The sequence below is a fragment of the Varunaivibrio sulfuroxidans genome (assembly GCF_029318635.1).
Classification (GTDB): domain Bacteria; phylum Pseudomonadota; class Alphaproteobacteria; order Rhodospirillales; family Magnetovibrionaceae; genus Varunaivibrio; species Varunaivibrio sulfuroxidans.
On sequence record NZ_CP119676.1, the window covers coordinates 653,290 to 679,864 of the forward strand.

General features: G+C 60.1%; 24 protein-coding genes. 7 read left to right on the forward strand and 17 right to left on the reverse strand.

The annotated features are described in order from the left end of the window. Positions 1-68: 68 nt before the first annotated feature. From lpdA to tpiA, 13 genes are all read right to left on the reverse strand, one after another. On the reverse strand, positions 69-1,469 hold the full coding sequence (gene lpdA / locus P3M64_RS02985) for a dihydrolipoyl dehydrogenase (RefSeq protein WP_132938158.1): 1,401 nt from the start codon (positions 1,467-1,469) through the stop codon (positions 69-71). Between the two features lie 3 nt (positions 1,470-1,472). Beyond that, on the reverse strand, positions 1,473-1,835 hold the full coding sequence (locus P3M64_RS02990) for a cupin domain-containing protein (RefSeq protein ID WP_132938157.1): 363 nt from the start codon (positions 1,833-1,835) through the stop codon (positions 1,473-1,475). 7 nt (positions 1,836-1,842) lie between these two features. Then, positions 1,843-3,147 (reverse strand): pyruvate dehydrogenase complex dihydrolipoamide acetyltransferase, encoded by a 1,305-nt coding sequence (locus P3M64_RS02995; protein ID WP_276157058.1) that lies wholly within the window; start codon positions 3,145-3,147, stop codon positions 1,843-1,845. Between the two features lie 16 nt (positions 3,148-3,163). After that, a complete protein-coding gene (locus P3M64_RS03000) occupies positions 3,164-4,558 on the reverse strand; it encodes a pyruvate dehydrogenase complex E1 component subunit beta (protein WP_132938155.1) in 1,395 nt (464 codons plus the stop codon). Positions 4,559-4,571: 13 nt separating this feature from the next. Then, complete coding sequence (gene pdhA / locus P3M64_RS03005; RefSeq protein ID WP_243644722.1) at positions 4,572-5,498, reverse strand: pyruvate dehydrogenase (acetyl-transferring) E1 component subunit alpha; 927 nt, start codon at positions 5,496-5,498, stop codon at positions 4,572-4,574. A gap of 530 nt (positions 5,499-6,028) precedes the next feature. After that, complete coding sequence (locus tag P3M64_RS03010; RefSeq protein ID WP_132938153.1) at positions 6,029-6,736, reverse strand: DUF4336 domain-containing protein; 708 nt, start codon at positions 6,734-6,736, stop codon at positions 6,029-6,031. A 498-nt stretch (positions 6,737-7,234) separates the two neighbouring features. Beyond that, positions 7,235-7,609: an antibiotic biosynthesis monooxygenase family protein gene (locus P3M64_RS03015; protein WP_132938152.1), complete on the reverse strand. Its 375-nt coding sequence runs from the start codon at positions 7,607-7,609 to the stop codon at positions 7,235-7,237. Between the two features lie 81 nt (positions 7,610-7,690). Continuing rightward, entirely contained in the window at positions 7,691-8,011 is a 321-nt protein-coding gene (locus P3M64_RS03020) for an FtsB family cell division protein (protein ID WP_132938151.1), read from the reverse strand. Between the two features lie 221 nt (positions 8,012-8,232). Continuing rightward, the gene (eno, locus tag P3M64_RS03025) at positions 8,233-9,507 is read right to left on the reverse strand and encodes a phosphopyruvate hydratase (protein WP_132938150.1); all 1,275 of its coding nucleotides are present in this window, start codon (positions 9,505-9,507) and stop codon (positions 8,233-8,235) included. A gap of 166 nt (positions 9,508-9,673) precedes the next feature. Beyond that, positions 9,674-10,537, reverse strand: a complete 864-nt coding sequence (kdsA, locus tag P3M64_RS03030) for a 3-deoxy-8-phosphooctulonate synthase (RefSeq protein WP_243644708.1) — start codon at positions 10,535-10,537, stop codon at positions 9,674-9,676. 21 nt (positions 10,538-10,558) lie between these two features. Beyond that, positions 10,559-12,184 (reverse strand): CTP synthase, encoded by a 1,626-nt coding sequence (locus P3M64_RS03035; RefSeq protein ID WP_132938149.1) that lies wholly within the window; start codon positions 12,182-12,184, stop codon positions 10,559-10,561. Between the two features lie 125 nt (positions 12,185-12,309). After that, positions 12,310-12,669, reverse strand: coding sequence for a preprotein translocase subunit SecG (secG, locus tag P3M64_RS03040; RefSeq protein WP_132938148.1), 360 nt, complete (start codon positions 12,667-12,669; stop codon positions 12,310-12,312). 116 nt (positions 12,670-12,785) lie between these two features. Then, a complete protein-coding gene (gene tpiA / locus P3M64_RS03045) occupies positions 12,786-13,547 on the reverse strand; it encodes a triose-phosphate isomerase (protein WP_132938147.1) in 762 nt (253 codons plus the stop codon). A gap of 383 nt (positions 13,548-13,930) precedes the next feature. Here tpiA and P3M64_RS03050 point away from each other — a divergent pair, with 383 nt between their 5' ends. Further along, positions 13,931-15,823 (forward strand): SurA N-terminal domain-containing protein, encoded by a 1,893-nt coding sequence (locus P3M64_RS03050; RefSeq protein ID WP_132938146.1) that lies wholly within the window; start codon positions 13,931-13,933, stop codon positions 15,821-15,823. A gap of 16 nt (positions 15,824-15,839) precedes the next feature. Further along, complete coding sequence (gene trpE / locus P3M64_RS03055) at positions 15,840-17,366, forward strand: anthranilate synthase component I (protein WP_132938145.1); 1,527 nt, start codon at positions 15,840-15,842, stop codon at positions 17,364-17,366. Positions 17,367-17,388: 22 nt separating this feature from the next. On the opposite strand, the gene P3M64_RS03060 is transcribed toward trpE, so the two are convergent. The 4 genes from P3M64_RS03060 to P3M64_RS03075 form a co-directional block, all read right to left on the reverse strand. Beyond that, the gene (locus P3M64_RS03060) at positions 17,389-17,592 is read right to left on the reverse strand and encodes a heavy-metal-associated domain-containing protein (protein WP_132938144.1); all 204 of its coding nucleotides are present in this window, start codon (positions 17,590-17,592) and stop codon (positions 17,389-17,391) included. 110 nt (positions 17,593-17,702) lie between these two features. Next, entirely contained in the window at positions 17,703-18,932 is a 1,230-nt protein-coding gene (locus tag P3M64_RS03065) for a divergent polysaccharide deacetylase family protein (RefSeq protein WP_132938143.1), read from the reverse strand. 71 nt (positions 18,933-19,003) lie between these two features. Beyond that, entirely contained in the window at positions 19,004-19,405 is a 402-nt protein-coding gene (gene cueR / locus P3M64_RS03070) for a Cu(I)-responsive transcriptional regulator (RefSeq protein ID WP_132938142.1), read from the reverse strand. 16 nt (positions 19,406-19,421) lie between these two features. Then, the gene (locus P3M64_RS03075) at positions 19,422-21,938 is read right to left on the reverse strand and encodes a heavy metal translocating P-type ATPase (protein ID WP_276157059.1); all 2,517 of its coding nucleotides are present in this window, start codon (positions 21,936-21,938) and stop codon (positions 19,422-19,424) included. A 255-nt stretch (positions 21,939-22,193) separates the two neighbouring features. On the opposite strand from P3M64_RS03075, the gene P3M64_RS03080 reads away from it, so the two are divergent. The 5 genes from P3M64_RS03080 to P3M64_RS03100 are packed head-to-tail and all read left to right on the forward strand — an operon-like array spanning position 22,194 to position 26,411. Then, positions 22,194-22,781: an anthranilate synthase component II gene (locus P3M64_RS03080; protein WP_132938141.1), complete on the forward strand. Its 588-nt coding sequence runs from the start codon at positions 22,194-22,196 to the stop codon at positions 22,779-22,781. Further along, positions 22,778-23,839: an anthranilate phosphoribosyltransferase gene (trpD, locus tag P3M64_RS03085; RefSeq protein ID WP_132938140.1), complete on the forward strand. Its 1,062-nt coding sequence runs from the start codon at positions 22,778-22,780 to the stop codon at positions 23,837-23,839. The genes P3M64_RS03080 and trpD overlap by 4 nt, the downstream gene beginning before the upstream one ends. Beyond that, positions 23,836-24,681: an indole-3-glycerol phosphate synthase TrpC gene (gene trpC, locus P3M64_RS03090; protein ID WP_132938139.1), complete on the forward strand. Its 846-nt coding sequence runs from the start codon at positions 23,836-23,838 to the stop codon at positions 24,679-24,681. Before trpD ends, trpC begins: the two co-directional genes overlap by 4 nt. A 10-nt stretch (positions 24,682-24,691) precedes the next feature. After that, on the forward strand, positions 24,692-25,168 hold the full coding sequence (moaC, locus tag P3M64_RS03095) for a cyclic pyranopterin monophosphate synthase MoaC (RefSeq protein WP_132938138.1): 477 nt from the start codon (positions 24,692-24,694) through the stop codon (positions 25,166-25,168). 19 nt (positions 25,169-25,187) lie between these two features. Beyond that, the gene (locus tag P3M64_RS03100) at positions 25,188-26,411 is read left to right on the forward strand and encodes a molybdopterin molybdotransferase MoeA (RefSeq protein ID WP_322111133.1); all 1,224 of its coding nucleotides are present in this window, start codon (positions 25,188-25,190) and stop codon (positions 26,409-26,411) included. The last annotated feature ends 164 nt before the right edge of the window (positions 26,412-26,575 follow it).

A 26,575-nucleotide genomic window follows, 5' to 3' on the forward strand; every position in this document is an offset into this window, starting at 1 on the left:
CCCGAACGGATACACCGGTCGGGGGGATTAGGTCCACGCCCATATCCGGAGGTGTCCAGGGTCAGGACCTAGAAGTGAATGGCCCGGCCAAACGCGCTGAGCACGCTTTCGTGCATCATCTCCGACAAGGTCGGATGCGGGAACACGGTGTGCATGAGGTCTTCCTCGGTGGTTTCCAGCGTCATCGCGACGCCATAGCCCTGGATCAATTCGGTGACCTCGGCGCCGACCATGTGCGCACCCAGAAGCTCGCCGGTCTTGGCGTCGAAGATGGTTTTCACCATGCCCTCCGGCTCGCCCAGGGCGATCGCCTTGCCGTTGCCTTGAAACGGGAAACGTCCGACCTTGATATCTAACCCCTTGTCACGCGCCGCCTTTTCGCTAATGCCGACGCTGGCGACCTGGGGGCGGCAGTAGGTGCAGCCGGGAATTTTCAGGGGGTCGAGAGGATGCACATTCTTCACGCCGGCGATTTTCTCGACGCAGATCACGCCTTCGTGGCTGGCTTTGTGGGCCAGCCAAGGCGCGCCGGTCAGATCGCCGATGGCATACACTCCAGGCTCGCCGGTTTGGCACCATTTGTCGGTTTCAACGTGGGTCTTGGCGACCTTCGCTTTGGTGCCTTCCAGGCCGATATTTTCCACATTGCCGACGATGCCGACCGCCAGGATGACGCGATCGAAGGTTTGGCTTTCGCTTTTGCCCGCCGCCTCGATGGTGGCGGTGACGCTGCCCTTGCCCTTTTTCAGGGCTTTCACCGTGGCGCCGGTGACGATTTTCATACCCTCGGCCTCCATCGCCTTGCGCGCGAAGGCGGAAATTTCCTCGTCCTCGACCGGCATGATCCGGTCCATCACCTCGACCACGGTGACCTCCGCGCCTAGGGTATGGAAGAAGCTGGCGAATTCGATCCCGATCGCGCCCGAGCCCACCACCAGCAATTTTTTCGGCATGGTGTTGGGCACGAGGGCGTCCTTATAGGTCCAGATCAGATCGCCGTCCGGCTCCAACCCCGGAAAAGTGCGCGCCCGCGCCCCGGTCGCCAGGATGATGTGCTTGGCCGCCAAATCGGCGACCCCTTTGCCGTCTTTTTCGACGTGGACCTTACCCTTGCCGGACAGCTTGCCAAAACCGTCGAACACGGTGACCTTGTTTTTCTTCAACAGATGAGCGACGCCCATGTTGAGACGCTTGGAGACCGCCCGCGAACGCTTGACGACGGCGTCCAGGTCGAAGGCGATCCCGTCCGCCTTGAGGCCGAACTCGGCGGCGCGCTTCATGGTGTGGTAGACCTCCGCCGAACGCAGCAGCGCCTTGGTCGGGATACAGCCCCAGTTGAGGCAAATGCCGCCCAGGTGCCGGGCTTCGACGACGGCGGCCTTCATGCCCAGTTGCGCGGCGCGGATCGCCGCCACGTAACCGCCCGGCCCGCCGCCGATCACGATCAGGTCAAATTGGGTGTCCGCCATGTTTCAAATCCTCTCCAAGTCGCGCACGGTAAAGGCGCTTGCGGTGTTGTCGCCGGTGTTGACGACCGTGTTGCGCTCGAAAACGACGGCTTCGCAGATACCCTCGGCGCAGGGGCAGTGCTCCACGCCCTTGGGCACCACGATGAATTCACCGGGATGAAGGGTTTCGCGGCGATCGCGAAAATCGATGTGCATGACCCCGCTGACGTCCAGAAACATTTCGTCCTCGTCGTCATGCTTATGCCAGTCGAAGGCTCCTTGCAGCTTGACCAGTTTGACGGCGTAATCGTCCACCTGGGCCGCGATTTTTGGCGACCAACATTCGGAAAAAAGGGTGAACTTTTCCGCCAGATTTATTTTTTCCATCGAATCCTCACAGGATTAGGGTGTACGGCTCTTCGATGATGCTCTTGAACGCTTGAAGGAACCGCGCGCCCAGAGCGCCATCGACGGCGCGGTGATCGACCGACAGGGTGACGCCCATCACCGTGGCGATCGCCAGTTCGCCGTTTTTGACGACTGGGCGCTGTTCGCCCGCGCCGACGGCGAGAATGCACGACTGCGGCGGGTTGATAATCGCGGAAAATTCCTTGACCCCATACATGCCCAAGTTGGAAATGGTGAAACCGCCGCCCTGGTATTCCTCGGGCATCAGCTTGCCGTCCCGCCCACGCGCGGCCAGACTTTTGATCTCGTTTGAAATCTGTACCATTCCCTTAAGGTCGGCGTTGCGCACGACAGGGGTGATCAGACCGCCCGGCGTCGCCACCGCGACGGAAACGTCGATATCGTTAAACAGTTCGATCGCATCGTCCGTCCACATCGCGTTGGCGGTGGGCACGCGCTTCAGGGCGAGGGCCACCGCCTTGATGATGAAATCGTTGACCGACAGCTTGTAGGCGCCCTCGCCTTCGGGCGAAAGCGCGTTCAGGCGTTTGCGCGCCTCGATCAATCCGTCCAGTTCGCAATCGACCGTCAGATAAAAATGCGGCACCGTCTGCTTCGATTCCTGAAGCCGTTTGGCGATGATCTTGCGCATGGTCGAGTTGGGCTGGGCCGTCGTGCCGCCATCGCGGCCGATTGCCATCGCCTGAGGTGCGCCCTGCGCAGCCGCCGTTTTCGCCGGAACGCCCTTTTCAATGGCCTGTTCGACATCGCGCTTGACGATCCGCCCATGGGGACCGCTGCCGGTCAACGCCGAAAGATCCAACCCCGCCTGATCGGCCATGCGCCGGGCCAGCGGCGAAGCGAACAGACGATCGCCGCCGGATCTGGCCGAGGCCGGTAAAGGCGTAGGTGAAGAAGCCGGCGTTGAGCCCTGCGCCTGGGCTGCTGGGGTTGGGGTTGGGGTTGGGGCTGGGGCTGGGGCTGGGGCTGGGGGGGGAGCCGGAGAAGGCGCGGTCACCGTAACATTCTCAAGGGCGGAGGCATCCTCGCCCTCTTCGAGCAGCAACGCGATCACCGAATTGACGGCGACCCCCTCGCTGCCTGCGGGCACCACGATTTTACCGAGGACGCCGTCATCGACGGCCTCGACTTCCATCGTCGCCTTGTCGGTTTCGATCTCCGCGATGACGTCGCCGCTGGAGACCGCGTCGCCTTCGTTTTTCAGCCATTTGGCCAGATTGCCTTCCGTCATCGTCGGCGAAAGGGCGGGCATGGTAATTTGGATCGGCATGTCGGGTCCCTTTTCCTCAACGATAACAGGCGGCTTTGGCGGCCGCCGCGATTTTTTCCACAGTCGGCAGGGCCAACGCCTCAAGATTGGCGGCGTAGGGCATCGGCACGTCCTCGCCGGCGACGCGCACCACCGGAGCGTCCAGGTAATCGAAAGCGTCTTCCATGATCCGCGCCGCGATTTCCGCACCGATCCCGCTTTGCGCCCAGCCTTCCTCGACGCTGACGACGCGGTTGGTCTTCATCACCGAACGGGCGATGGTTTCGCTGTCCAAAGGGCGCAGGGAGCGCAGGTTGATCACCTCGGCGGAGATCCCCTCCTCCTGCAGATGCTCGGCGGCCTCAAGGGCCTTGCCGACCATCAGCGAGAACGCGGTGATGGTGACGTCCGTCCCCGGACGCTCAATTTTCGCCTTGCCGATCGGCACGATAAAATCGGGATCGTCCGGCACCTCGAAGGACTGGCCGTATAGAAGCTCGTTCTCCAAGAAAACGACCGGATTGGGATCGCGGATCGCCGCCTTGAGCAATCCTTTGGCGTCCTCACCCGACCAAGGGGCGAGCACTTTCAGGCCCGGCACGTGAGAATACCACGAGGCGTAACATTGCGAATGCTGGGCGGCGACGCGCGACGCCGCGCCGTTGGGACCGCGAAAGACGATCGGACAGCCCATTTGGCCGCCGGACATGTACAGCGTCTTCGCCGCCGAGTTGACGATATGGTCGATCGCCTGCATGGAAAAATTAAACGTCATGAATTCGACGATCGGCTTCAGGCCAGAAAACGCCGCGCCGACGGCGACGCCCGCGAAACCATATTCGGTAATCGGCGTGTCGATGACGCGTTCATCGCCGAATTCGTCAAGTAGTCCCTGGCTCACCTTATAGGCGCCCTGATACTGGGCGACTTCTTCGCCCATCAGGTAAATCGTCTCGTCCGCGCGCATTTCCTCGGCCATGGCGTCGCGCAAAGCCTCGCGGACCGTCAGTGTCTTGGTCGGGCCGCTGTAGGCCGTTTCGGCAGGCGGCGCGGAGACGGGGGCCGGGGCGGGCGCGGGGGCGGACGTCGGGGCGGGCGTTGGTGTCGTTTCGTCGCCCGGCGCTTCGCGTGTCTCGGCGTCCGGCGTGGACGCGGCGGCGGCGGCGCTCTCAAGGGCGGAGGCATCCTCGCCCTCTTCGAGCAGCAACGCGATCACCGAATTGACGGCGACCCCCTCGCTGCCCGCGGGCACCACGATCTTGCCGAGGACGCCGTCATCGGCGGCCTCGACTTCCATCGTCGCCTTGTCGGTTTCGATCTCCGCGATGACGTCGCCGCTGGAGACCGCGTCGCCTTCGTTTTTCAGCCATTTGGCCAGATTGCCTTCCGTCATCGTCGGCGAAAGGGCGGGCATGGTAATTTGGATGGTCATAATGCTTGTTCCCTCAGGCCTCGATCAGGATATCGGTGTACAGTTCGCCCGGATCGGGCTCGGGACTGCTTTGCGCGAATTGGGCGGCCTCGGAAACGAGGGTCTTGACCTCGCGGTCGATCTCCTTCAACGCCGCCTCGTCCACGATTTTCCGTTTCAAGATCAGCGTCTTCAGATTGTCGATCGGATCCTGTTCCGAGCGCACTTTGGAGACTTCTTCCTTGGAGCGATATTTCGCCGGATCGGACATCGAATGACCACGATAGCGATAGGTCATCATTTCCAGGATATAGGGACCTTTTGCGCTGCGTGCGTGCTCAAGCACGTCCTCGGCGGCGGCGCGCACCTCCTGAACGTCCATGCCGTTGACCTGGCGTCCGGGAATGCCATGCGCGCGCCCACGGTGGTACAGGTCGGTGGTCGAGGACGCCCGCTCGATCGAGGTCCCCATGCCGTATTTGTTGTTCTCGATTACGTAAACAACGGGCAATTTCCACAACGAAGCCATGTTGAACGATTCGTAAACCTGGCCTTGGTTGATCGCGCCATCGCCGAAATACGCCATGCACACGCCGCCATCTTTTTTATATTTGTGGCCGAAGGCGAGCCCGGTGCCGATCGGCACCTGGGCCCCGACGATGCCATGCCCGCCGAAGAAATTCTTCTCGCGCGAGAACATATGCATCGAGCCGCCCTTGCCCTTGGAATAGCCCCCGGCGCGCCCGGTCAGTTCCGCCATTACCCCCTTGGGGTCCATGGCGCAGGCCAGCATGTGACCGTGATCGCGGTAGCTGGTGATGACCGTATCCTGAGGCTTGGCCGCAGCCTGCATGCCGACGACGACGGCTTCCTGGCCGATATATAGGTGGCAAAAGCCGCCGATCAGCCCCATGCCGTACAATTGACCGGCCTTTTCCTCGAAACGGCGGATTTTCAACATCTCGCGGTAATAATGCAGCAATTGCTCGGGGCTCGCCTGCGGCGTGGAGGCCACGGCGCGGGTGCGCGCGGGCTTGCGCACGGCGGCTTTGGCCGCGCTGCGCGGCGCGGGTTTAGGCTTGGCTGGTTTCGTCATGGATCGAGGATCCTCCCAAGATTTCAATTAGACATTTCAATTAGACTATGTCGTGAGGGGAAAACATGCAGAAAAAAACAGTCCCCCCTTTGGCGTCGCCGTCTTATTTTCCTGCGATCGAGATCCCGTTTTGCGCGGAAAACTTCGGTTTTGCGCAAACGACACCGGCGCCGCATGATCATGGCGCTCGCTCAAGCTCTGGCGTGAATCAAATCATACCCGCTGCGTCCCCATAAAACAAGCACACTTGATTATGTCAACATATTGAAATACAACGTATTTTTAGAATTAACCTTAATCAGGTTGACAACAAGAAGCGTGAATTTTTAATTTAAAGTCCGGCCCTTAAATCGGTGAATATTCTCCCAGCGCCCGCACGCCTCCTCGCGCGGGCGTTATCTCCGCAACCAGGAAAACGCCTGCCTGAGATAGGCTTCACCATCCTTCTTCTGCCATTGGCCGTGCGCCATAATGACTCTCTTGGGCCGCCACGCGACAACTTTATCAAGCGCCGCCCTCGCGGATTTGCGGTCGATCCAAGACAGGCGCCACTCCAGGGGGGCGTAGCCATAACCCTCGACGCAACGCCACAACCGGGCGATCACGGTGCGCCACCCGCCCCAGTATTCATGCAAAAACGCCGCCGAGAAGTTTTCGCTTAAATCCCCGATAATCGCGGTTTTCGAAGCCTTGTGAAAAAAAACCACCTCATCCATGAAGGGTGAGCCGCGGAACCAGGCCTGGTCGATTTCGCCCCGCCATGACGATGGCGGGGTGTCCGTCAGGGGATCCCCGAAGGCAAGGTCCTTGCGCTTGCGTTGCAAAGACGCCAAACCCCAGAGCGCGGCCCGGGGAAAGACCGCCTTCCATGCGCCAAGATAAAGATGATGCAGTTTATTGGGACTGACGAGATGGGCGACCTCCCCCAGCGCCGATATTTCCGCCTGCAACGCCTCGGTCAGGCGAACCGGCGACCATACCCAAAGCGTCCCATCGGACAGGCGCGCGATCACGCTCCGGGTGGGATAGGGGAAACCGTAAAAATCGACAACTTCCCCCTCGGCAATCCACAGGGGGTCGTCAACGCGTTCGAGAACCGTCATCCTTATCGCACTTTCAGTTTTTCGGAACGCCGCCGCCGCCGACGTCCCCTGCATTTCCCAGCTTAGGGTCAGGACCTATTCATCTGAAGCGCCTGGCGGAGATGAATTTAAGTGTGGGTTAGACGGAAAATCCGCCGCAATGGCCCTCATTACAAGGATTTTCCAACGACATCCGTGCTTAAATTCATCACGTCCCGCTGGGATTTGTGAAAAATGCCCCAGGAACGTCGTCGAAGACTTTTGAAAGTGAACGGCACTTCCGGCAAGTCTTCTCCTGGACCTGTGACATTTTTCACAAACCAGACGCATCAGATGAAGAGGTCCTGACCCTAGCCACATCGACCTTCCGAAAAAAAACGCTCAACGCGTGAAAAATGTGTAGCGTACTCTCGTGAAAAAATAAAGGCGCCTGACCTCCTCGGAGGAATGTCCCAAGGATGGCCCCGGCGGACGGGGCGCATGAGCGTGGAAAAATGTGTTCCTAAAAGAACGGTCCCATCAGGCCGGTCCACGGCATGTTCTTTCGACTCGGGCGATATGAAGGGTAAAATCCTCGTACCATCCCGCCCTGCCACGGCGTTGCGCATCGAGATGTTCGGCGTTTTCTTTCCAGTTGTCGATCGCCCTCGCATCGCGCCAATAGGAGACTGTGATCCCCAGACCGGCGGCGTCGCGCACGCTGTCCATGCCCAGGAAACCGGGCATGTTTTGAGCCAATTCGACCATCCGTGCGGCCGTGGTCGCATAACCGTCATCCTCGCCGTCCCGCGCCCGCCGGGGGCGCGTGCTGACAAAAACAACGGCATAGTAAGGGGGGACAGGGGGTGGAGTCGGACGCGTTCGCGCCGGTTCTAAATTCTCTTTTGCGTTCATGCGAAGCCCCCATGGCGGCGAGAGAGGGAAGCGCCCCCCTCAACATCCCCTTCGTGGCAAAATAAAGATTCCAGAACAGCCTCAGGGATTGCCCTTGAACATGATCACCTTTTCATCGGCCCGACCGTAGTTCAGCATCAGGCGGACGCGCTCATCCAGCATGTCGGGGTCCAGGGTCCCCGGGGACAGCAACTTGACCCTATGGGCGAGCGCCAAGCGCTCGCCGTGAACTTGGGCGTAAGCCACTTTCGCCGCGGCGACCTCTTTTTGAAGTTTGCGCAACGCGAAATAGCCGCGATCGCCCTGAACGATATGATAGCCGAAATACGCCACCATACAGACGCCCAAAACCGGCCCTATGATATGGTGCGCCCGCGCGCGGATTTCGGCAAACAAGCTCATATTTAGAACGACCGTTCCATTTTACGAATCAAACGGCTCGATTCCCCAGAATCGAGCCTGTATTGAGACCTTGAGTCCAGATTCTTCTGTTTGTCATCCTAGCGGGGAATCGTTAATAAATTGTTTTCACGCTACAAAAACATGCATCAAAAAAGAGGCCGCGACACGATGGTCGCGGCCTCTAAACACCTAACGTCTAAATTGTCCCTATTCCCCCGGCATCAACGCAAGATCGACCGCCCCGCATAGGTGGCGACGGGGCGAAGCTCTTCTTCGATGCGCATCAATTGATTGTATTTGGCGAGGCGATCGGAACGCGACAACGAGCCGGTTTTAATCTGTCCGGCGTTCACGGCGACGGCGAAATCTGCGAGGGTCGTGTCCTCGGTTTCCCCGGAACGGTGTGAAATCACCGTCGTAAACGCCGCCCGATGCGCCATTTCGACGGTCTGCAGCGTTTCCGACAGGGTGCCGATTTGATTGAGCTTGATCAAAATGGAATTGGCGCTTTTCTCGTCGATGCCCCGTTGCAGGCGCGTGGGGTTGGTGACGAAAATATCATCCCCGACGATCTGAACCTTATCCCCCAGAGCAGCGTTCATCGCCTTCCAGCCTTCCCAGTCGTCTTCCGCCATGCCGTCCTCGATTGAAAAAATCGGGTAGCGTGCGGCAAGATCGCCCAAGTAGGCCACCATGTCGTCGGCGTTCAGTGTCTTACCTTCGCCGGAGAGAACGTATTTTCCGTCCTTATAAAACTCGCTGGCCGCCGCATCGAGGGCGAGCATGACGTCCTCGCCCGGGCGGTACCCCGCCACTTCGATCGCCTTGGTGATGAAGTCGAGCGCCTCGACCGTGCCCGACACCGCGGGGGCAAAACCGCCTTCGTCGCCGACGGCCGTGTTATGGCCGGCGTCGGACAGGGCTTTTTTGAGGGCGTGAAAAACTTCCGAGCCCATACGCACGGCGTCGGCCATGGTGTCCGCGCCGACCGGCAAAATCATGAATTCCTGAAAGTCGATCGGATTGTTGGCATGTTCGCCGCCGTTGATGATGTTCATCATCGGCACCGGCATGACATGCGCCTGCGGCCCCCCCAAATACGCGTATAGAGGCAAGCCCGCCTCATCCGCCGCCGCCTTGGCGCAGGCCAAGCTGACGCCCAAAATGGCGTTGGCGCCCAAACGCGATTTATTTTCGGTGCCGTCCAAAGTACACATCGTGCGATCGATCAAAAGCTGATCTTCGCAATCCATGCCGGACAGGGCGTCGAAAATTTCACCGTTCACCGATTCGCAAGCCGACAGAACGCCCTTTCCGAAAAAGCGGTTTTTGTTGTTATCGCGCAGCTCGACGGCTTCGTGCTTCCCCGTGGACGCCCCCGACGGCACCCCCGCGCGCCCCATCACCCCAGTTTCCAAAACAACATCGACTTCGACCGTCGGATTGCCCCGACTGTCCAGAATTTCACGGGCGTGGATATCGATAATGGCGGTCATATTGGGAAAATCCTTAAGTTGGCCGGAAAAGATCGTATCGATCTGAAATGACGGTGCATTCCCCAACGGCTCGGCCCGACATGGCTGGGCCGTCGTTCGGGGCCTGTCAAAGACAGTGATTAAGGAGATACACCGCCTTGACGGTACGATCAAGTGCCTGAAACGCTCAGATTTTGACGGGATTCGCTTTAGCCACCGCGTCAAATGCCTGCAAGGTTGCAATCAGCCCCGCCATCTCAGCCAAGGGGATCATATTGGGGCCGTCGCTGGGGGCTCGATCCGGGTCCTGATGGGTTTCGATGAAGACCCCGGCGACGCCGACGGCGACAGCAGCGCGCGCCAGAACCGGGGCGAATTCGCGCTGCCCGCCCGACGACGCGCCCTGCCCGCCCGGCTGCTGTATGGAATGGGTGGCGTCGAAAATGATCGGATAGCCGGTGTCACGCGCCATCGTCGGCAATCCGCGCATATCGGTGACCAGTGTATTGTAGCCGAAGCTGGTGCCCCGCTCCGTCACCAACACCGACGTATTGCCGCTTTCGGTGATCTTAGCGACCACATTTTTCATATCCCAGGGCGCCAAAAATTGCCCTTTTTTAACATTGACGACCACGCCGGTGCGCGCCGCGGCGATCAGAAGGTCGGTTTGCCGACACAGAAAAGCGGGAATTTGCAAAACATCGACGACCTCGGCCACCGGGGCGCATTGGGAAACCTCGTGGACATCGGTAAGAACGGGAAGACCCAAGGTTTCACGGATTTCGGCGAAAACATCGAGCGCTTTACTCATGCCCAGGCCCCGCTGTGCTTTCAGCGAGGTCCTATTGGCCTTGTCGAACGACGTCTTGAAAACCAATCCGATCGACAATTTTTCGCAAATATCCTTGAGCGCGCCTGCGATCTCTAGGGCATGGGCGCGGCTTTCCATCTGGCACGGCCCGGCGATCACGGCGATCGGAAGGTCATTGCCGAAAGTCACGCCGCCGGCCCGAACGCGGCGCATCGCGCCATCCATCGTCTTATCCGCCATAAAAAGCCCCGTTTCCCGGAATTACACCAATCTCGATTGTTGCACGGCCGCACCGATGAAAGAGACGAACAAGGGGTGCGGCTCGAACGGGCGGGACTTCAATTCGGGATGGAATTGCACCGCAATGTACCAAGAATGATCGGGAAGCTCGACGATCTCGGGCAGAACGCCGTCCGGCGACATCCCCGAAAACACCATTCCCGCCGCCTCCAGGCGTTCCTTATACGCCGTATTGACCTCATAGCGGTGGCGGTGACGCTCACTGATATGATCTTGCCCGTAAATTTCGCGCACCTTCGATCCAGGCGTAAGCACGCAAGGATAAGCCCCCAGGCGCATGGTGCCGCCCAAATTTCCATCCGAGGCGCGTTTTTCGATGTCTTCGCCCTTGGCCCACTCGGTCATCAGGCCGACCACCGGCTCGCCCGGTGTTCCAAATTCACTAGAACCGGCCCCCGCGATCCCCGAACGATGACGCGCGGCCTCGATCACCGCCATCTGCATGCCTAGGCAAATCCCGAAATAGGGAATTTGGCGTTCACGGGCGAACCGCGCGGCGGCGATTTTGCCTTCCGTCCCCCGTTCGCCGAAGCCTCCCGGCACCAAGATACCGTGGACGCTTTCGAGATGTTTGATGACGTCCTCGCGTTCGAAAATCTCGGCGTCAATCCAGTTCAACCTGACCTTGACATTGTTGGCGATACCGCCGTGGGTCAGCGCCTCGGATAACGACTTATAGGCGTCGAGGAGACCCGTATACTTCCCAACCACCGCGATCGTCACCTCCCCTTCAGGGTGGGTCGCGCGATCGACGATGTCCTGCCAACGAGAAAAGTCGGGCTCGGGCGTGGTCAATCCGAAATGACGGCAGACTTGCGCGTCCAAGCCTTGCTCGTGATAGCTGATCGGCACCCGATAAATGCTGTCCACGTCGAGCGCCGGGATTACGGCGTCGGGGCGCACGTTACAAAACAGTGCGATCTTGCGCCGCTCGGATTGCGGAATTTCCCGTTCGGCGCGGCACAACAAGATGTCGGGCTGAATCCCGACCGACAGCAGCTCCTTGACCGAGTGCTGGGTCGGCTTGGTTTTCAGTTCGCCCGCCGTCGCGATCCAGGGCAACAGCGTCAGGTGCAGATACATCACCTGTTCACGGCCCAGTTCGTTGCCGAGTTGGCGAATGGCTTCCAGGAAAGGCGTCCCCTCGATATCGCCGACCGTGCCGCCGATCTCGCAGAGAACGAAGTCCTCATCTTCAATATTGCCGAGGACAAATTCCTTGATCGCATCGGTGATGTGAGGAATGACCTGAATGGTCGCCCCCAAATAATCGCCCCGCCGTTCCTTGGCGATAACGTCGGAATAAATGCGCCCCGTCGTCACGTTGTCGCTCTGGCGCGAAGAAACGCAGGTAAACCGTTCATAGTGCCCCAGATCCAGGTCGGTTTCCGCGCCGTCGTCGGTGACATAGACCTCACCGTGTTGGTAGGGGCTCATGGTCCCCGGATCGACGTTAATATAGGGGTCGAGCTTACGCAGGCGGACCTTAAAGCCCCGCGCCTGCAAAGCCGCGCCGAGGGCGGCGGAGGCCAGCCCCTTACCCAGTGAGGAAACCACGCCGCCGGTGATGAAAATAAATCGCGTCATGGACCCACACTATACATCAAGAAATTCGTCATACGCACCATCAAACATAGAAACAAAACGTGCGGAGGCGTGACAGCGCGCGATACGCCCCTGTCGATAGCGAACAACCTCCTGGCTATAAAAACTTATTTTGCGAGAGGAACGGTCGGTCCCGCGGGTTTCGCCGGCGCCTTGTCGGTGGTTCCCGTGGGCGTGGCGGGGGCCGATGTTCCCGCCGGCGTATCGAGAATCGACCGGCTGACTTTTCCTTGGTTACCCAAAATCGCCAACGTCAAGCTGCTGATCATAAATGCCGCGGCCAAAATCGCGGTCGTCCGGGTCAGCAGGTTCGCGGTCGCCCGACTGGTCATAAAGCCGCCCATGCCGCCGCCGCCGCCCCCGCCGCCGCCCATGCCGAGGCCGCCGCCCTCACTTTTCTGCAAAAGAACAATGCCCACCAATGCAATAGAGATCAGCAGGTGGATAACCAGGAGAACCGTCAACATATTTTTGTCACCACAATCAGCACAAGCCCAATCAGCACAAGAGGAGGACGAACACACGTTCGCCCTCGCGCCGAAAAAATCCGTTGCGTGTTTTTAGTCCCTCGGGACCGATAAGGCTAGAGACAACTTTCGCCGATCGCCCAAAAATCTTCCGATTTCAAGCTGGCCCCCCCGATCAGCCCTCCATCGACATCGGCAAGCCCCAGCAATTCCCGGGCATTGCCCGGCTTCATCGAGCCGCCGTAAAGAATTCGCATGCCTCCGGCGATGTCCGCGCCGAGCTTTTTGGCGATCTCGGCACGAATAAAGGCGTGAACTTCCTGCACCTCGTCGGCGCTGGGCGTGCGCCCGGTGCCGATCGCCCACACCGGCTCGTAGGCGACCACGGTATTGGCCGCCGTCGCGCCGTCGGGCAGCGAGCCCGCGACCTGGCGCGCGTTGACGTCGAGGGTCTGGCCGCGGTCGCGTTCCTGTTCGGTCTCGCCGATGCAGATCACCGCCATCAGTCCCGCCCCATGGGCGGCCTCGGCCTTGGCCTTGACCTGGGCGTCGCTTTCGCCGTGATCGGTACGCCGCTCCGAGTGGCCGACGATCACCGCCGCGCAACCGGCGTCCTTCAGCATCGCGGCGCTGATATCCCCGGTGTGCGCGCCACTGACCTGGGCGTGACAATCTTGCCCGCCAAGAAGGATTGCCGAGCCCGACAGGGTTTCGCCGACCCGGGACAACAGCGTGAACGGCGGGCAGACCAGCATCTCAAACGGTTGTGGCGCGGCTTTCATGCGCGCCGCCAAGGCCCCCGCCAGTTCGCCGCCATCGGCGCCGAGCCCGTTCATCTTCCAGTTTCCCGCTATCAAAATGCGCCGTTCAGCATTCATGTTCTTGGGTCCTCACCTGTTGAAATGCGTCGATCCCTTGTTTGCGAATCTCGGATCGTTCGCCGTCATATTTTCGCCTTGCGCCCACACCACTAATTCGGCGCCGCGACGCCACGCCCTAGTATTAGGTGGACTTCTAGCATAGGAAAAAGACCCGCTCCATACCCCTAAGGGTGGGCGAAAAAAGAGAACGGGGTGGAACCTTGCACGAAAAAACCAATTACGCTTTCGCTGTTGCGAGCAAACTCGAGCGCTTCTATGATGCGCCGGTTCCGGCGATAAGACGTCACGACAAAGGCGACCGCCGCCCTCCGGGCGCGCCGCCGGCGCAGCCCCGTTGACCAAGGCCCCTTGCGGCCGAACGAGATTTGAAAGCGAACCCCATGCTCGAAGCCATCCGTAAACATTCCACCGGAATCGTTGTTAAGATCTTGCTCGTCCTTCTGGTCTTGAGTTTCGCCGCATGGGGCGTCGGTGACATGTTCAAGGGGGGCGGCGTCAGCGATACGGTGGCCACGATCGGCGACGCGAAGATTACGGTGCAGCAATTCGGTGCCGAACTGAACCGCGAAGTGGATCGCCTGCGTCCCATGTTCGGGGGAAATTTCTCGCTGCAAAAAGCGCGCGATATGGGCATCGCCGACAACGTTCTCAACAACATGATCGTGCGTAAACAGGTGGCTCTCGCCGCCGCCGATTTGGGCCTGAAGATCGACGATAACGTCATTCGCAGTTCCATTCGTCAAAATCCCGAGTTTTTCAACAAGGTCGGAAAATTCGACCGCTTCAAATTTGAACAGGTCCTGCAGCAAAACGGATTGACGGAAAGCGCCTACGTCGAGCGTGTGCGCAGCGGCCTCGCCTTGGCCATCTATCTCGACGCCCTGCGTTCGGGCGTCGAAGCCCCCTCGCCCCTGATTTCGGTGCTGTTTAAATATCGCAACGAACGCCGGGTGCTCGACGTCGCCCGCTTCGAGGATGGCGCGCAAAAGAATATTCCCGCTCCCGATGCCGCGACGCTTGCCGCCTATCACAAGAAAAACGCCGCAAAATACATGTCGCCCGAATACCGCGCCGTGGGTATGATCGTCATTAGCGCCAACGATTTGGCAGGCGATATCGCCGTCAATGAAAAACAGATCAAGGCGGCTTACGATTCGCGCGCCGACGAATTTATCTCGCCGGAAAAACGCACCATCCAGCAGATATTGTTCCCCTCGGAAAAAGAAGCCCAAAAGGCCCGGGCTCAAATCGTCTCCGGCAAGGATTTCGCCGCCGTCGCCAAGGCCATGACCGGGGCCGACGCCAAAACCATCACCTTGGGCACATTCACGCGCTCTCAGATATTGCCAAGCCTCGCCACCGTGACGTTTTCATTGAAAAAAAATACCGTCAGCCAGCCGGTGAAAAGCCCCCTGGGGTGGCACCTGTTGCGCGTCACCGCGATCCAGCCCGGTGTTCAACGCCCCTTGTCCGCCGTCAGGGATAAAGTTATCGCCGACGTCAAGCACGAAAAAGCGCTCGACCTGATGTTCAAGGTTTCCAACAAATTGGACGACGCCTTGGCCGGTGGCGCCACCCTGCAGGAAGCGGCCAAGGATAACGCCCTCACCTATCGCGCCATCTCGTCCATCGACCGCCGGGGGATGGACGCCAGCGGCAAGCCTGTGGCGAACCTGCCCCAGGACCCGAAATTCCTGAAAACGGTTTTCGCCACCAACCAAGGACAGGACAGCTCCTTGGTTGAGACCAAGGACGGCTATTTCGTCGTCCACGTTCAAACCGTGACCCCGCCCGCGTTAATTCCCCTGGACAAAGTGAAAGATCGGGTCGCCGCCGACTGGAAGGCGGAGCAACAAACCGAAATCGCCCGGAAAAAAGCCGCGGCATTATTGAAAAAAGTTCAATCCGACGCCACGAACGAAAGCCATTTCCCGTCGATGGCCAAAGCCGCCGGGGCAAGCGTCGTAACCTCGCCCGCGATCCGCCGCGACGGTGATGGCGATACCCTGAATTTACCCAAAAAGCTTCTCGCCGAGGTCTTCAAGGACAAACAAGGCGGCCTCGCCATGGCGAGCGCACCCGGCGTTTCCCTGGTGGCGCGCGTACGCACGGTCGAACCCGCCGATCCTGCCCTTGCCGGCGTCATGGACGCCGAAATCAAGAAGAAGTTGGCCGCGAACATGGCCGGCGATCTGTTGGAGCAAATCGCCGCGGCGATGCATGTGCGTTACCCCTCGACGATCGATCGCGCCGCGTTCGATCGCGTCTTTTAATTCGGCGCATCGGACCATGGACGTCACCCCCGAATTCCGCCCTTTCGAGCAGACCTACGCCAAGGGGTCGCCACAAGTTGTCTGGACCACCTTAATCGCCGACATGGAAACCCCCGTTTCGGCGATGCTGAAACTGTCACGGGGCGAACCGGGAAGTTTTCTGTTCGAATCGGTCGAGGGCGGCGCGATCCGGGGACGGTACTCGTTCATCGGCCTGCGCCCCGACACCATTTGGCGGTGCTTCGGCGACCGCGCCGAGATCAATACCGATCCGCTACGCGATCCCGACGCCTTCAACCCTTGTCCGATCGCCGAGACGCAAGGCGCCATACAATCGCTGCGCGCCCTTTTGGCCGCCTCGCGGATCGATCTGCCCGATGACTTGCCGCCGATGTCCGCCGGATTGGTCGGCTATATGTCCTACGACACCGTACGACTTAGGGAAAACCTGCCCGACGGCAACCCCGACGTCATCGGCGTTCCCGATGGATTGTTCGTCCGCCCCACGGTCGTCGCAGTGTTCGATTCGGTATCCGATATCCTGAGTATCGTCACCCCGGTGCGCCCCCGGGACGGTGTTGACGCCCAAACCGCCTATGACGAAGCCCAAGACCGTCTCGCCCGCGCGGTCGGCGATTTCGAGCGTAGCCTGCCGCCCCAGCAACCCCCGGGTGAGCCGGACAGCACCTTCGACGCCGAAGAGCCGCAGTCCAACATGACGCGCTCTTTTTTCCACGACATGGTCGAACGGGCGAAGGAATACATCCTCGCGGGCGATATTTTTCAGGTTGTTCTTTCGCAACGTTTCCGGCTGCCCTTCAAATTACCCCCGTTCGCTTTTTACCGGGCGTTACGCAGGATCAACCCCTCGCCATTTTTGTTTTTCCTCGATTTCGGCGATTTTTCGGTAATCGGATCCAGCCCGGAAATTTTAGTCCGGGTTCGTGAAGGTAAAGTCACCGTTCGTCCCATCGCGGGCACCCGCCCACGCGGGCAGACCCACGAAGAGGACGCCCGTTTGGAGCGCGAACTTCTCGCCGACCCTAAGGAACTTTCCGAACACCTCATGCTGCTGGATCTCGGACGCAACGATGTCGGGCGCGTCGCCCAAATCGGCTCCGTCACCGTCACCGAGGAAATGATCGTCGAGCGCTATTCCCACGTCATGCATATCGTATCCAACGTCGAAGGGTCCCTGGACGAGCGCTTCGACGCCCTGGACGCCCTGTTCGCGGGCTTTCCCGCAGGCACCGTCTCGGGCGCGCCCAAGGTCCGCGCAATGCAGATTATCGACGAATTGGAGCCGGAAAAACGTGGGATTTACGCCGGGTGTATCGGCTATTTCGGAGCCAACGGCGACATGGACACTTGCATCGCCCTAAGGACTGCGGTCCATAAAAACGAAACCCTATACATCCAGGCCGGCGGCGGCGTCGTCGCCGATTCCAGCCCGGAAGGCGAGTATCAGGAAAGCCGTAACAAGGCACGCGCCCTGCTGCGCGCCGCCGAAGAAGCCATCAGGTTCGCCTCGAAACGCAACTGAGCACGACGCGCTCAGGAGGGCGTTACGCCGCGCCCGCGTATTCGAACCCGGCGTCGGCGACCGCTTGTTTAATCGCGTTCTCGGGGGCCGCGCCCGTGACGGTGACGGTTTTGGCGTCTAAATCAACCTCCACCGTGACGTCCGGAGCGACATTTTGAATTGCGTTGGTCACCGATTTGGCGCATCCGCCGCAGGTCATGCCTAAAACTTTATAGGTCGTGCTCATAGGTATTCTCCGTTCGAAGAGGAAATGTCAAACTGGACGAGTAGGTTAAACCTTCCAGTCCTGGGAAGGTCAATGATAATCTCATCGCAGTGCCGATAAGGCCCGGGTTTTTAACGACGCGATACCCGCGCCACATCGGGCAACGGCTTGAGGGCGTACATTTTTTCGATCACCGCGCTTAGGGGAACGACATCGACCCCCAAATCGACCGCCGTGGGCAACCAAGCCTTCAGCGCCGCAATCGTCCCGTCCCGGGGGTGGCCGATGGCTATGGCCGCCCCTTTATGACGAGCCACGCGCACCAACGCCGCCAGCTGCTTCAAGATGGCGTCTTTCGCGTTGACGTTGTCGAGGAAAATGTTGCGTTCGACCACCGTAACGCCCAGCTCGTGGGCGATTTGCGCGCCGACGGTCTTATTTGTGGTGCGGGAATCGAGAAAAATCAAGCCGCGTTTTTTCAATTCCTCCATGACGACGCGCATGCCCGTCGCATCGGCGGTAAATTTGCTGCCCATGTGATTGTTAATACCGATATAGGTGGAAAAACGGTTCAGCCCCCAATCCAGGCGGCTGCGGATTTCCGTGTCGCTCTCTCCCGTCAGCAGGACATTTGGGCCGGGATCGACGGCATGACTGCCGGGTTCCATGGAGACATGCAGCATCAACTCATGCCCGGCCGCCCGGGCCGCCGCCGTTTGTTTCTTGATATTGGGGGCGTATGTCAAATACGACAGGGTCAGTGGGGCCGGCATGGCGACCATTTTCAACGACCGTTTATGGTCCACCCCCATGTCGTCGATGACGATGGCGACCAAAGGGCGTCCGCTGGGCGCGCCGCGCGCCATGGCGTAACGCCGCCATGGGGCTTTGACGGGCGCCGCCGGGGGCATGGCGCCCCCCGGCGCGCCGAGGGGCGAACCGGTGGGCGGCGCATTTGCGATTCCCGGCGTGGGAATTGCGGGAATGTCGTGGCTGGGCATATAGGTTTCTTGGGGCAGCGGTTCCTCGTAAGGACGGCTACTCCCCCGCGCGCCTGTCGGTCCTGCCTCATCGGGGAAAATCGGTGTGTCGGGACGAACCACCATTTTCGGAGGCACGGCGTTTTTCGTAAACCATGCCGACGGCGGCGCGGGTATCTTGTCCACCTTGGAAGGTCCCGCCATTTGAAGGGGGGCGGCGTGTTCACCCCAATAATAGCCCATCGCCACGGCCCCGACGAGCACGACGGCGGCGACCACCACCACGGAGGTGCGGTTTTTAAAGGCGTTCATCACCCTTCCCAAGGGGACCCTGGCCCGCCCGGGCGAGCGGTTGACGTCACGCTTTCGAGGTTTGTTCATGACGAAGAGCTAACCCACCGCGCCGCCCGCGTCAATGGCGATCGCGCCGGCGACTTTCTTGTTTCATGAACTCATTTTTCCCGACCTTTCCCGGCCAACCCGTCCAAGATCGGACAATTGGGACGGTCGTCACCGTGGCAACTTTCGGTCAGGTGACGCAAAGTCTCGCGGATCGACTTTAGTTCCTCGATCCGGGTTTCGACCTCCTGAATATGCTTGAGAGCCAGCGCCTTGACGTCGGCGCTGGCGCGCCGGCGGTCGTTCCACAATTCAAGCAAATTGCCGACATCCTTGACCGAAAACCCCAGCCGCCGCGCGCGCTGGATAAAACGCAGCCGCTGCACGTCGGCGCGGTCATAATCACGATAGCCGTTTTCGGCCCGCTCCGCCTCGGGAATAAGTCCGATGCTTTCGTAATAGCGGATCGTTTTGGCGGGAACGCCCGATTTTTGCGCTACGTTGGAGATGTTCATAACATGCCTCCTCGCCTTACAATTTCGCCTTCCAGCGTTTCAACATCAACGAACTGCTAACCACAGAGACGCTGCTCATCGCCATCGCCGCACCCGCCACCACGGGGTTAAGCAACCCACTGGCCGCCAACGGGAGGGCGATCACATTGTATATGAAGGCCCAAAATAAATTCTGGCGAATCTTCTTGTACGTCGCCCCGGAAATATCCAAGGCGTCGGCGATCAGAGCGGGGCGCGAACGCATCAGCGTAACGCCCGCCGCATGCATGGCGACATCGGTCCCACCGCCCATGGCGATGCCGACATCGGCCGCCGCCAAAGCCGGCGCGTCATTGACGCCGTCGCCGACCATGGCGACCGTGGCCCCGCCATCTTTCAGACGGACGATCTCCCGCGCCTTGTCTTCGGGCAAGACTTCGGCGAGCACCCGGTCGATCTCCAGGGCATCGCCGACAACCTTGGCCGCACGGGCGTTATCGCCGGTCAACATGACGCTTTTCACCCCACGTTTTTTTAACCGGTCTATGGCGTGGGCCGCGTCGTCCTTGATCGCGTCGCCCGCGGCGATTATCCCCAAAATACGTGGGTTATCGCCTAACTCGGCCACCCACATCACCGTGTTTCCCTTATTTTCAAGGGCCGCCGCCTGCGCTTCTTGGGCGCCGGGATCGAGCGCATTGTCCTTCATTAGGCGACGATTGCCGATAATCAGCGCCCGCCCATCGACACGCGCCTGAAGTCCTCGCCCACCCAACGCCTTGAAATCTTCGGGCGCGCTTAACGTAAGGTTGTCATCCTTGGCCCGCGCCAGGATCGCCTTAGCTAAAGGGTGTTCGCTACCTTGCTGGGCGGAAGCCGCGATGCGCAGAACGTTCTCGGCATCGCCATCGACCGAGACGACGTCGCTTATGGTGGGACGCCCCATGGTCAAGGTGCCCGTTTTATCGAACACGACCGTATCCACGTGATGAGCAATTTCCAGAGATTCGGCATCCTTGATCAAGATACCGTGACGCGCCGCGGTTCCGGTGCCCACCATAATCGCCGTCGGCGTGGCGAGGCCCAAGGCGCACGGGCAAGCAATGACCAGAACGGCGACGGCGTTGATAATCGCGCCTTCAATCCCGATGCCGCCATAGGTCCAACCCGCGAAGGTCCCCATCGCGATCACGATTACCGCCGGAACAAAAATCGCGGAGATGCGATCGACCAGATGCTGCACCGGCGCTTTGCTGGCTTGGGCGTTTTGGATCAGCTTGATGATCTTAGACAAGCTGGAATCGGCGCCCACCGTCGTGGCGCGGACCTTGACCAAACCATCGCCATTAATCGCCCCTCCAGTGACGGTTTCGCCGACATTACGAGAAACGGGAACGCTTTCGCCGGTGAGCAGGGATTCGTCGAAACTCGACATGCCTTGGATAATGACACCATCGACGGCGACCCGTTCGCCCGGACGGATCACGACGATATCGCCCGACGTCACCTGCGAAGCGGGAACTTCAACCTCAACGCCGTCGGCGCCAATGAGGCGCGCGGTGTCGGGACGCAGGCGCATTAAAGCCCGAATCGCTCCCGTGGTTCCGCGTTTAGCGCGGGCTTCAAGATACTTACCGAACAAAATCAGGGTAATGACCGCCGCCGAGGCTTCAAAATATAGATGCCCCGCACCCCCGTCCGGCTTGGTGAAAACGTACCAAACGCTGAGACCCCACGCCGCCATGGTGCCCATCACCACCAGGACATCCATATTTCCCGTAAAGGCGCGAACCGCCGCCCAGGCGGGGCGATAGAAACGTGCGCCCGCACCGAATTGAACGATTGTGGCCAACAAGAATTGCGCCAGCGGCGGCAAGGCGAAATCAACGCCGGCCAAATGGCCGAACATGGGAACGACCAAGGGAAGCGAGAGCAGCGCAGAAGCGCTCAAGACATAAAGATCGCGCCGAGCCCGCGCCGCCGCCTCGGCGTCTTCCTCGGCGAAGCGGGCCTCGTTGTCCTCGACAACCTTGGCGCCATACCCGGCTTTAACCACCGCGCCGATCAAATCGACGACCCTCGGCCCTCCTGGCGCAACCTCCATGGTGGCGCGTTCCGTCGATAGATTGACGACGGCGCTATCAACACCTTCGAGGGCGTTCAAGACCTTTTCTATTCGGTTCGAGCACGACGCGCACGTCATCCCCGAGATCGACAATTCAACCTTGCGCGCGGGAACGCTGTAGCCCGCCTTCACGATAGCCGCCGCCAGATCGGCGCGGCTGACTTTTTCACTGTCGAAGGAAATGTCCGCCTGCTCGCTCGCCAAATTAACGTTGGCGACGCCGACCCCATCCATTTTTCCTAGGACGGTTTCGATCCGGGCCGAACATGAGGCGCAAGTCATCCCCCGTATCGGCATGACGATGCGGTCCTCGGCCACCGGATTGACGTATAGCGCCCCTTCCCGCCGATCGTTCTCCGTTTGGTTTTGTTTTTTCATTTTTTCCGTCGTCGCTTGCGTTTTTTCCGTCGTCGCTTGCGAATGTGACATGGCGCGGACTCCAACATTCCAGTTAACTGGAAACATATATGTTCTTTCCAGCCGCTGGAAGGTCAAGCTTTCATTCAAAACAAATGCGCATGGGCAAAACAAATGCGCGTGGGCCGTTAATATTTTTTACCCGACGAAGCGCACCGACGCCTTGACGCTTGCTCGACCGCCCTGCATTCTGTGGACCTTCGACGGTCGGTTTCGCCCCGTCGTTCCCTCGTTTTGCATTTCAATGCACAGATGTACTTGATTGATATGTTTCTTCTTATCGATAACTACGACAGCTTTACCTACAACCTGCTTCACTATCTAGGGGAGCTGGGAGCCAATGTCGTCGTCAAACGCAACGACGCCTTGAGCGCCGAAGAAGCCCTCGCCCTGCGCCCTCAAGGCGTCGTCATATCGCCGGGTCCGTGCGATCCCGACCGGGCGGGCATCTGTCTGGATTTGATCGCCAAGGCCCCCGCGGACCTAGCGATTCTTGGCGTTTGCCTGGGCCATCAGTGCATCGGCCAGCATTCCGGCGCCATCGTGGTCCGCGCGCCGCAACCGATGCACGGTAAAATCAGCGCCATCACACACACCGGTCAAGGGATCTTCGCCGGCATCGAAAGCCCGTTTAACGCCACGCGTTACCATTCGCTGACCCTGGCGCGGGAAAATTTTCCCGACACCCTGTCCATCACCGCCCAAAGTGACGACGGCGTCATCCAAGGCATCCAACACAAGACCCGCCCCCTATTCGGGGTTCAGTTTCATCCCGAAAGCATACGCTCACAACATGGCCATACCCTCTTGAAAAATTTTATGGATTTGACCCGACACACAAAGGCTGCGGCATGACAGACCCGAAAACCGAACTGAAGCCAATCCTTTCCATCGTGGCCACCGGCGCGGCCCTAAGCGAGGACGAGGCCGAAAAGGCGTTCGAGATTATCATGTCCGGCGGCGCGACCCCGGCGCAACTGGGGGCTTTTTTGATGGCTCTTCGGGTGCGCGGAGAAACCGTTGACGAAATTACCGGCGCGGTGAAAATCATGCGCGCCAAGATGCTGCCGATCAAGGCGCCGCCCGGCGCCATCGACATCGTCGGCACCGGGGGCGACGCCTCGGGGACCTATAATATTTCCACCGGAGCGGCCATCGTCACCGCCGCGTGCGGCGTGCCGGTGGCCAAGCACGGAAATCGGGCGTTATCTTCCAAATGCGGCACCGCCGATGTGCTCACCACGTTGGGGGTCAAAATCGACGCCGATCTGGAATTGGTCACACGCTCGATCTGGGAAACAAACCTGGGTTTCCTGATGGCGACCAGTCATCATCGGGCGATGCGCCATGTCGGTCCGACTCGGGTCGAACTGGGCATTCGGTCCATTTTCAACATTCTAGGCCCCCTATCCAATCCCGCCGGGGTCAAGCGTCAATTATCGGGGGCTTTTTCTCGCCAGTGGATCGAACCGATGGCGCGCACCCTGGGCAATCTAGGCTCGGAAATGGTCTGGATCGTGCACGGTTCCGACGGCTTGGACGAACTGACCACGACGGGCGCCAGCTTCGTCGCCCAACTCAAGGATGGCGCGGTCACCACTTTCGACGTCACGCCCGACGACGCCGGCTTACCCCACGCCGCCTCCGAGGACCTTAAAGGCGGCAACCCGGAGCATAACGCCGAGGCCATGCGCACCATGCTGGGCGGCGCACATGGCCCGCTACGCGACGTCGTCCTGCTCAACGCCGCCGCCGCGCTTTTGGTCGCGGGCAAAGTCGAGACCCTCAAGGCAGGGGCGGAACGCGCCGCGCGCGCCATCGACGACGGTCACGCCATGGATACCCTAGACGACCTGATTGCAGTCACCAACGCCCCCACGGAAGCCGCCCTGGAAGAAGAAGTCGGCGGATGAGCACCGTTCTCGATGCCATTTGCGCCGAAAAACGCGGCCATATCGCCGCCCGTAAACGGGCGATATCGCTTTGGGACATTGAAGATCGCGCCCGCGCCCAAACACCACCCCGAGGGTTTATCGCCGCGCTCAATTCCAAGGTGACCCAGGGCGAGTACGGTCTGATCGCGGAAATCAAAAAAGCCTCACCGTCGAAGGGCCTGATACGTGCCGATTTCGACCCGCCCGCCCTCGCCCGCGCCTATCAAAACGGTGGGGCGGCATGCCTGTCGGTGCTTACCGACACGCCCTATTTCCAAGGCCGGGATGAATACCTGACAAGCGTCCATAGCGCCGTCTCGCTGCCCCTGTTGCGCAAAGATTTCATGCTCGACACCTATCAGGTGGCCGAGGCCCGCGCCCTCGGGGCCGATTGCATTTTATTGATCATGGCGGCATTGTCGGACGATCAGGCCGCAGAGTTGGAGGCGTGCGCCCACGACTGGGATATGGACGTGCTGGTCGAAGTTCACGACGCGGCGGAATTCGAACGCGCCCTGCGCCTAAAAACCCCGCTTTTAGGCATAAACAATCGAAATCTTAAAACGTTGGATGTCGATATCGCGACGACCGAGGCCCTGGCCGCGCGCACGCCTTCCGACAAGTTGCTGGTCAGCGAAAGCGGTTTGCACACGCCGGACGACCTCGCTCGCGCCGCGCGCGTTGGGGCTAGGTGCTTTCTCGTCGGCGAATCGTTGATGCGCCAAGCCAATGTCGAAAGCGCCACCCGCGCACTTTTGGACAATCCCCTCGCCCCGGCGCGGGTCGCCCCGAAACACGCCTCCCAAGACGGCGGCGCTTAAGGACATCACAATGGCCGAATTCACGCATTTCGATTCCGAAGGCAACGCCGTCATGGTTGACGTCTCGCAAAAAGACGTCACCGAACGCACGGCGACCGCCAAGGGAACGGTTTTCATGCAGCCCGAAACCCTGGCCAAGATCGTGGCGGGCGGCATTAAAAAAGGCGACGTGCTTGGCGTCGCCCAATTGGCCGGAGTTATGGGGGCGAAAAAAACCCCCGACCTGATCCCGCTGTGCCACCCCCTGGCGTTGACGTCGGTCAAGGTCGAACTCGTCTGCGATGCGGATAATACCGCCATCGAGATCACCGCCACCTGCAAATTGAAGGGGCGCACCGGAGTCGAAATGGAGGCCCTCACCGCCGTTTCCATCGCCGCGCTGACCGTTTACGACATGTGCAAGGCGGTAGACCGCGCGATGCGTATCGGCGACGTCCGCCTTATCCACAAAGCCGGAGGCAAGTCCGGCGAATTCAACGCCAATTAACGGATAAACGGAACCGCTTATGAAAACCATGATCAGCGTCGCCGAGGCCATGGAAATGATTCTGTCGGGCATGCCCCGCCTGGCGGGCGAACACGTCACGCTACCTCAGGCCCTGGGCCGCGTCCTCGCCCGAGATGTTACCGCCCGCCTGACCCAACCGTTCGCCGACGTCTCGTCGATGGATGGCTACGCCGTGCGCGCCCAGGACGTCGCGCATGTTCCCGTAACGCTGACACGAATCGGCGAGGCCGCGGCGGGAGGACATTTCGCCGGCAAGATCGGCGCAGGCGAGACCGTGCGTATTTTCACCGGCGCCCCCCTGCCCGAAGGCGCCGACGCCATTGTCATCCAGGAAGTGACAGAAACCGAGGGCGACAGTGTCGTGATCAAGGAAGTCTCGACCCCAGGGCGATTCGTGCGCAAACGCGGCCTCGATTTCAACGAGGGCGATATTCTCCTTAAGGCGGGAACCCGCATGGGACCACGCGAGTTGGGCCTTGCCGCAGCGATGAACGCGCCGTGGCTGTCCGTCGTGCGCAAACCCCGAATCGCCATCGTCGCCACCGGGAACGAGGTCGTCATGCCGGGCGACCCGCTGGGCGCCAATCAGATCATCAGTTCCAATTCCCTTCTGCTCCAGGGGTTCATCGAACAATGGGGCGGCGTCGCGCTTAATCTGGGAATCGCCCGCGACGACGAAACCTCGCTGCATGCCCTGCTCGACGCCGCACGCGGGGCCGATCTCCTGATCACCATCGGCGGCGCATCGGTCGGCGACTACGATCTGGTGCGCAAGGTTTTGGGTGACGAAGGCATCGATATGGGTTTTTACAAAGTCGCCATGCGCCCCGGAAAGCCTCTGATTTTTGGCCATCTTGGACATACGGCGGTGCTCGGACTTCCCGGCAATCCCGTCTCCGTCGGGGTAAGCTCCGCCGTGTTCCTGAAACCGGCCATGCAGACCATGATGGGGATGGATACGCCCCTCACGCGAAACGCCGCCACCCCCAACGACGCCGTCCTCGGCGCGCCCCTGGGCGAAAACGATCAACGCCAGGATTACCTGCGGGCGTCGTTGTCCCGCGATGCGCAGGGCGCTCTTGTCGCCCATCCCTTCACCAAGCAGGACAGCGCCATGCTGGCGCGTTTCGCCCAAGCCGACGCCTTGATCGTGCGTTCCCCCTTCGCCCCGTCCGCACAAAAAGGCGATCGTGTCAAAATCATCGTTATACGCGAGGCCTGAGGCGCATCGTATTCCGCCCACGACCCAAGACCTTCCATGGGGAAAGAAGGCGGCGCGCATCCCCTTGACATTCGGCGAGAACCAACATAGAACATATAAAGATGTTTTTGTTTTGTTCTTGTCCGTTTTAGATTGTGCCTGTTTTAGATTGTGCCCGCTTTGCT

Excerpts from the sequence above, each read along its gene's own strand:
- P3M64_RS03080 (WP_132938141.1), top strand. The coding sequence starts at position 22,194 with ATGTTTCTTCTTATCGATAACTACGACAGCTTTACCTACAACCTGCTT.
- tpiA (WP_132938147.1), bottom strand. The coding sequence starts at position 13,547 with ATGAATGCTGAACGGCGCATTTTGATAGCGGGAAACTGGAAGATGAAC.
- P3M64_RS03000 (WP_132938155.1), bottom strand. The coding sequence starts at position 4,558 with ATGACCATCCAAATTACCATGCCCGCCCTTTCGCCGACGATGACGGAA.
- trpE (WP_132938145.1), top strand. The coding sequence starts at position 15,840 with ATGGACGTCACCCCCGAATTCCGCCCTTTCGAGCAGACCTACGCCAAG.
- trpD (WP_132938140.1), top strand. The coding sequence starts at position 22,778 with ATGACAGACCCGAAAACCGAACTGAAGCCAATCCTTTCCATCGTGGCC.
- P3M64_RS03035 (WP_132938149.1), bottom strand. The coding sequence starts at position 12,184 with ATGACGCGATTTATTTTCATCACCGGCGGCGTGGTTTCCTCACTGGGT.
- pdhA (WP_243644722.1), bottom strand. The coding sequence starts at position 5,498 with ATGTTGAAAATCCGCCGTTTCGAGGAAAAGGCCGGTCAATTGTACGGC.
- secG (WP_132938148.1), bottom strand. The coding sequence starts at position 12,669 with ATGTTGACGGTTCTCCTGGTTATCCACCTGCTGATCTCTATTGCATTG.
- P3M64_RS03065 (WP_132938143.1), bottom strand. The coding sequence starts at position 18,932 with ATGAACAAACCTCGAAAGCGTGACGTCAACCGCTCGCCCGGGCGGGCC.
- P3M64_RS03015 (WP_132938152.1), bottom strand. The coding sequence starts at position 7,609 with ATGAACGCAAAAGAGAATTTAGAACCGGCGCGAACGCGTCCGACTCCA.
- P3M64_RS02990 (WP_132938157.1), bottom strand. The coding sequence starts at position 1,835 with ATGGAAAAAATAAATCTGGCGGAAAAGTTCACCCTTTTTTCCGAATGT.
- P3M64_RS03050 (WP_132938146.1), top strand. The coding sequence starts at position 13,931 with ATGCTCGAAGCCATCCGTAAACATTCCACCGGAATCGTTGTTAAGATC.
- kdsA (WP_243644708.1), bottom strand. The coding sequence starts at position 10,537 with ATGGCGGATAAGACGATGGATGGCGCGATGCGCCGCGTTCGGGCCGGC.
- lpdA (WP_132938158.1), bottom strand. The coding sequence starts at position 1,469 with ATGGCGGACACCCAATTTGACCTGATCGTGATCGGCGGCGGGCCGGGC.
- cueR (WP_132938142.1), bottom strand. The coding sequence starts at position 19,405 with ATGAACATCTCCAACGTAGCGCAAAAATCGGGCGTTCCCGCCAAAACG.
- P3M64_RS03060 (WP_132938144.1), bottom strand. The coding sequence starts at position 17,592 with ATGAGCACGACCTATAAAGTTTTAGGCATGACCTGCGGCGGATGCGCC.
- P3M64_RS03010 (WP_132938153.1), bottom strand. The coding sequence starts at position 6,736 with ATGACGGTTCTCGAACGCGTTGACGACCCCCTGTGGATTGCCGAGGGG.
- trpC (WP_132938139.1), top strand. The coding sequence starts at position 23,836 with ATGAGCACCGTTCTCGATGCCATTTGCGCCGAAAAACGCGGCCATATC.
- P3M64_RS03100 (WP_322111133.1), top strand. The coding sequence starts at position 25,188 with ATGAAAACCATGATCAGCGTCGCCGAGGCCATGGAAATGATTCTGTCG.
- moaC (WP_132938138.1), top strand. The coding sequence starts at position 24,692 with ATGGCCGAATTCACGCATTTCGATTCCGAAGGCAACGCCGTCATGGTT.
- P3M64_RS03075 (WP_276157059.1), bottom strand. The coding sequence starts at position 21,938 with ATGTCACATTCGCAAGCGACGACGGAAAAAACGCAAGCGACGACGGAA.
- P3M64_RS02995 (WP_276157058.1), bottom strand. The coding sequence starts at position 3,147 with ATGCCGATCCAAATTACCATGCCCGCCCTTTCGCCGACGATGACGGAA.
- eno (WP_132938150.1), bottom strand. The coding sequence starts at position 9,507 with ATGACCGCCATTATCGATATCCACGCCCGTGAAATTCTGGACAGTCGG.
- P3M64_RS03020 (WP_132938151.1), bottom strand. The coding sequence starts at position 8,011 with ATGAGCTTGTTTGCCGAAATCCGCGCGCGGGCGCACCATATCATAGGG.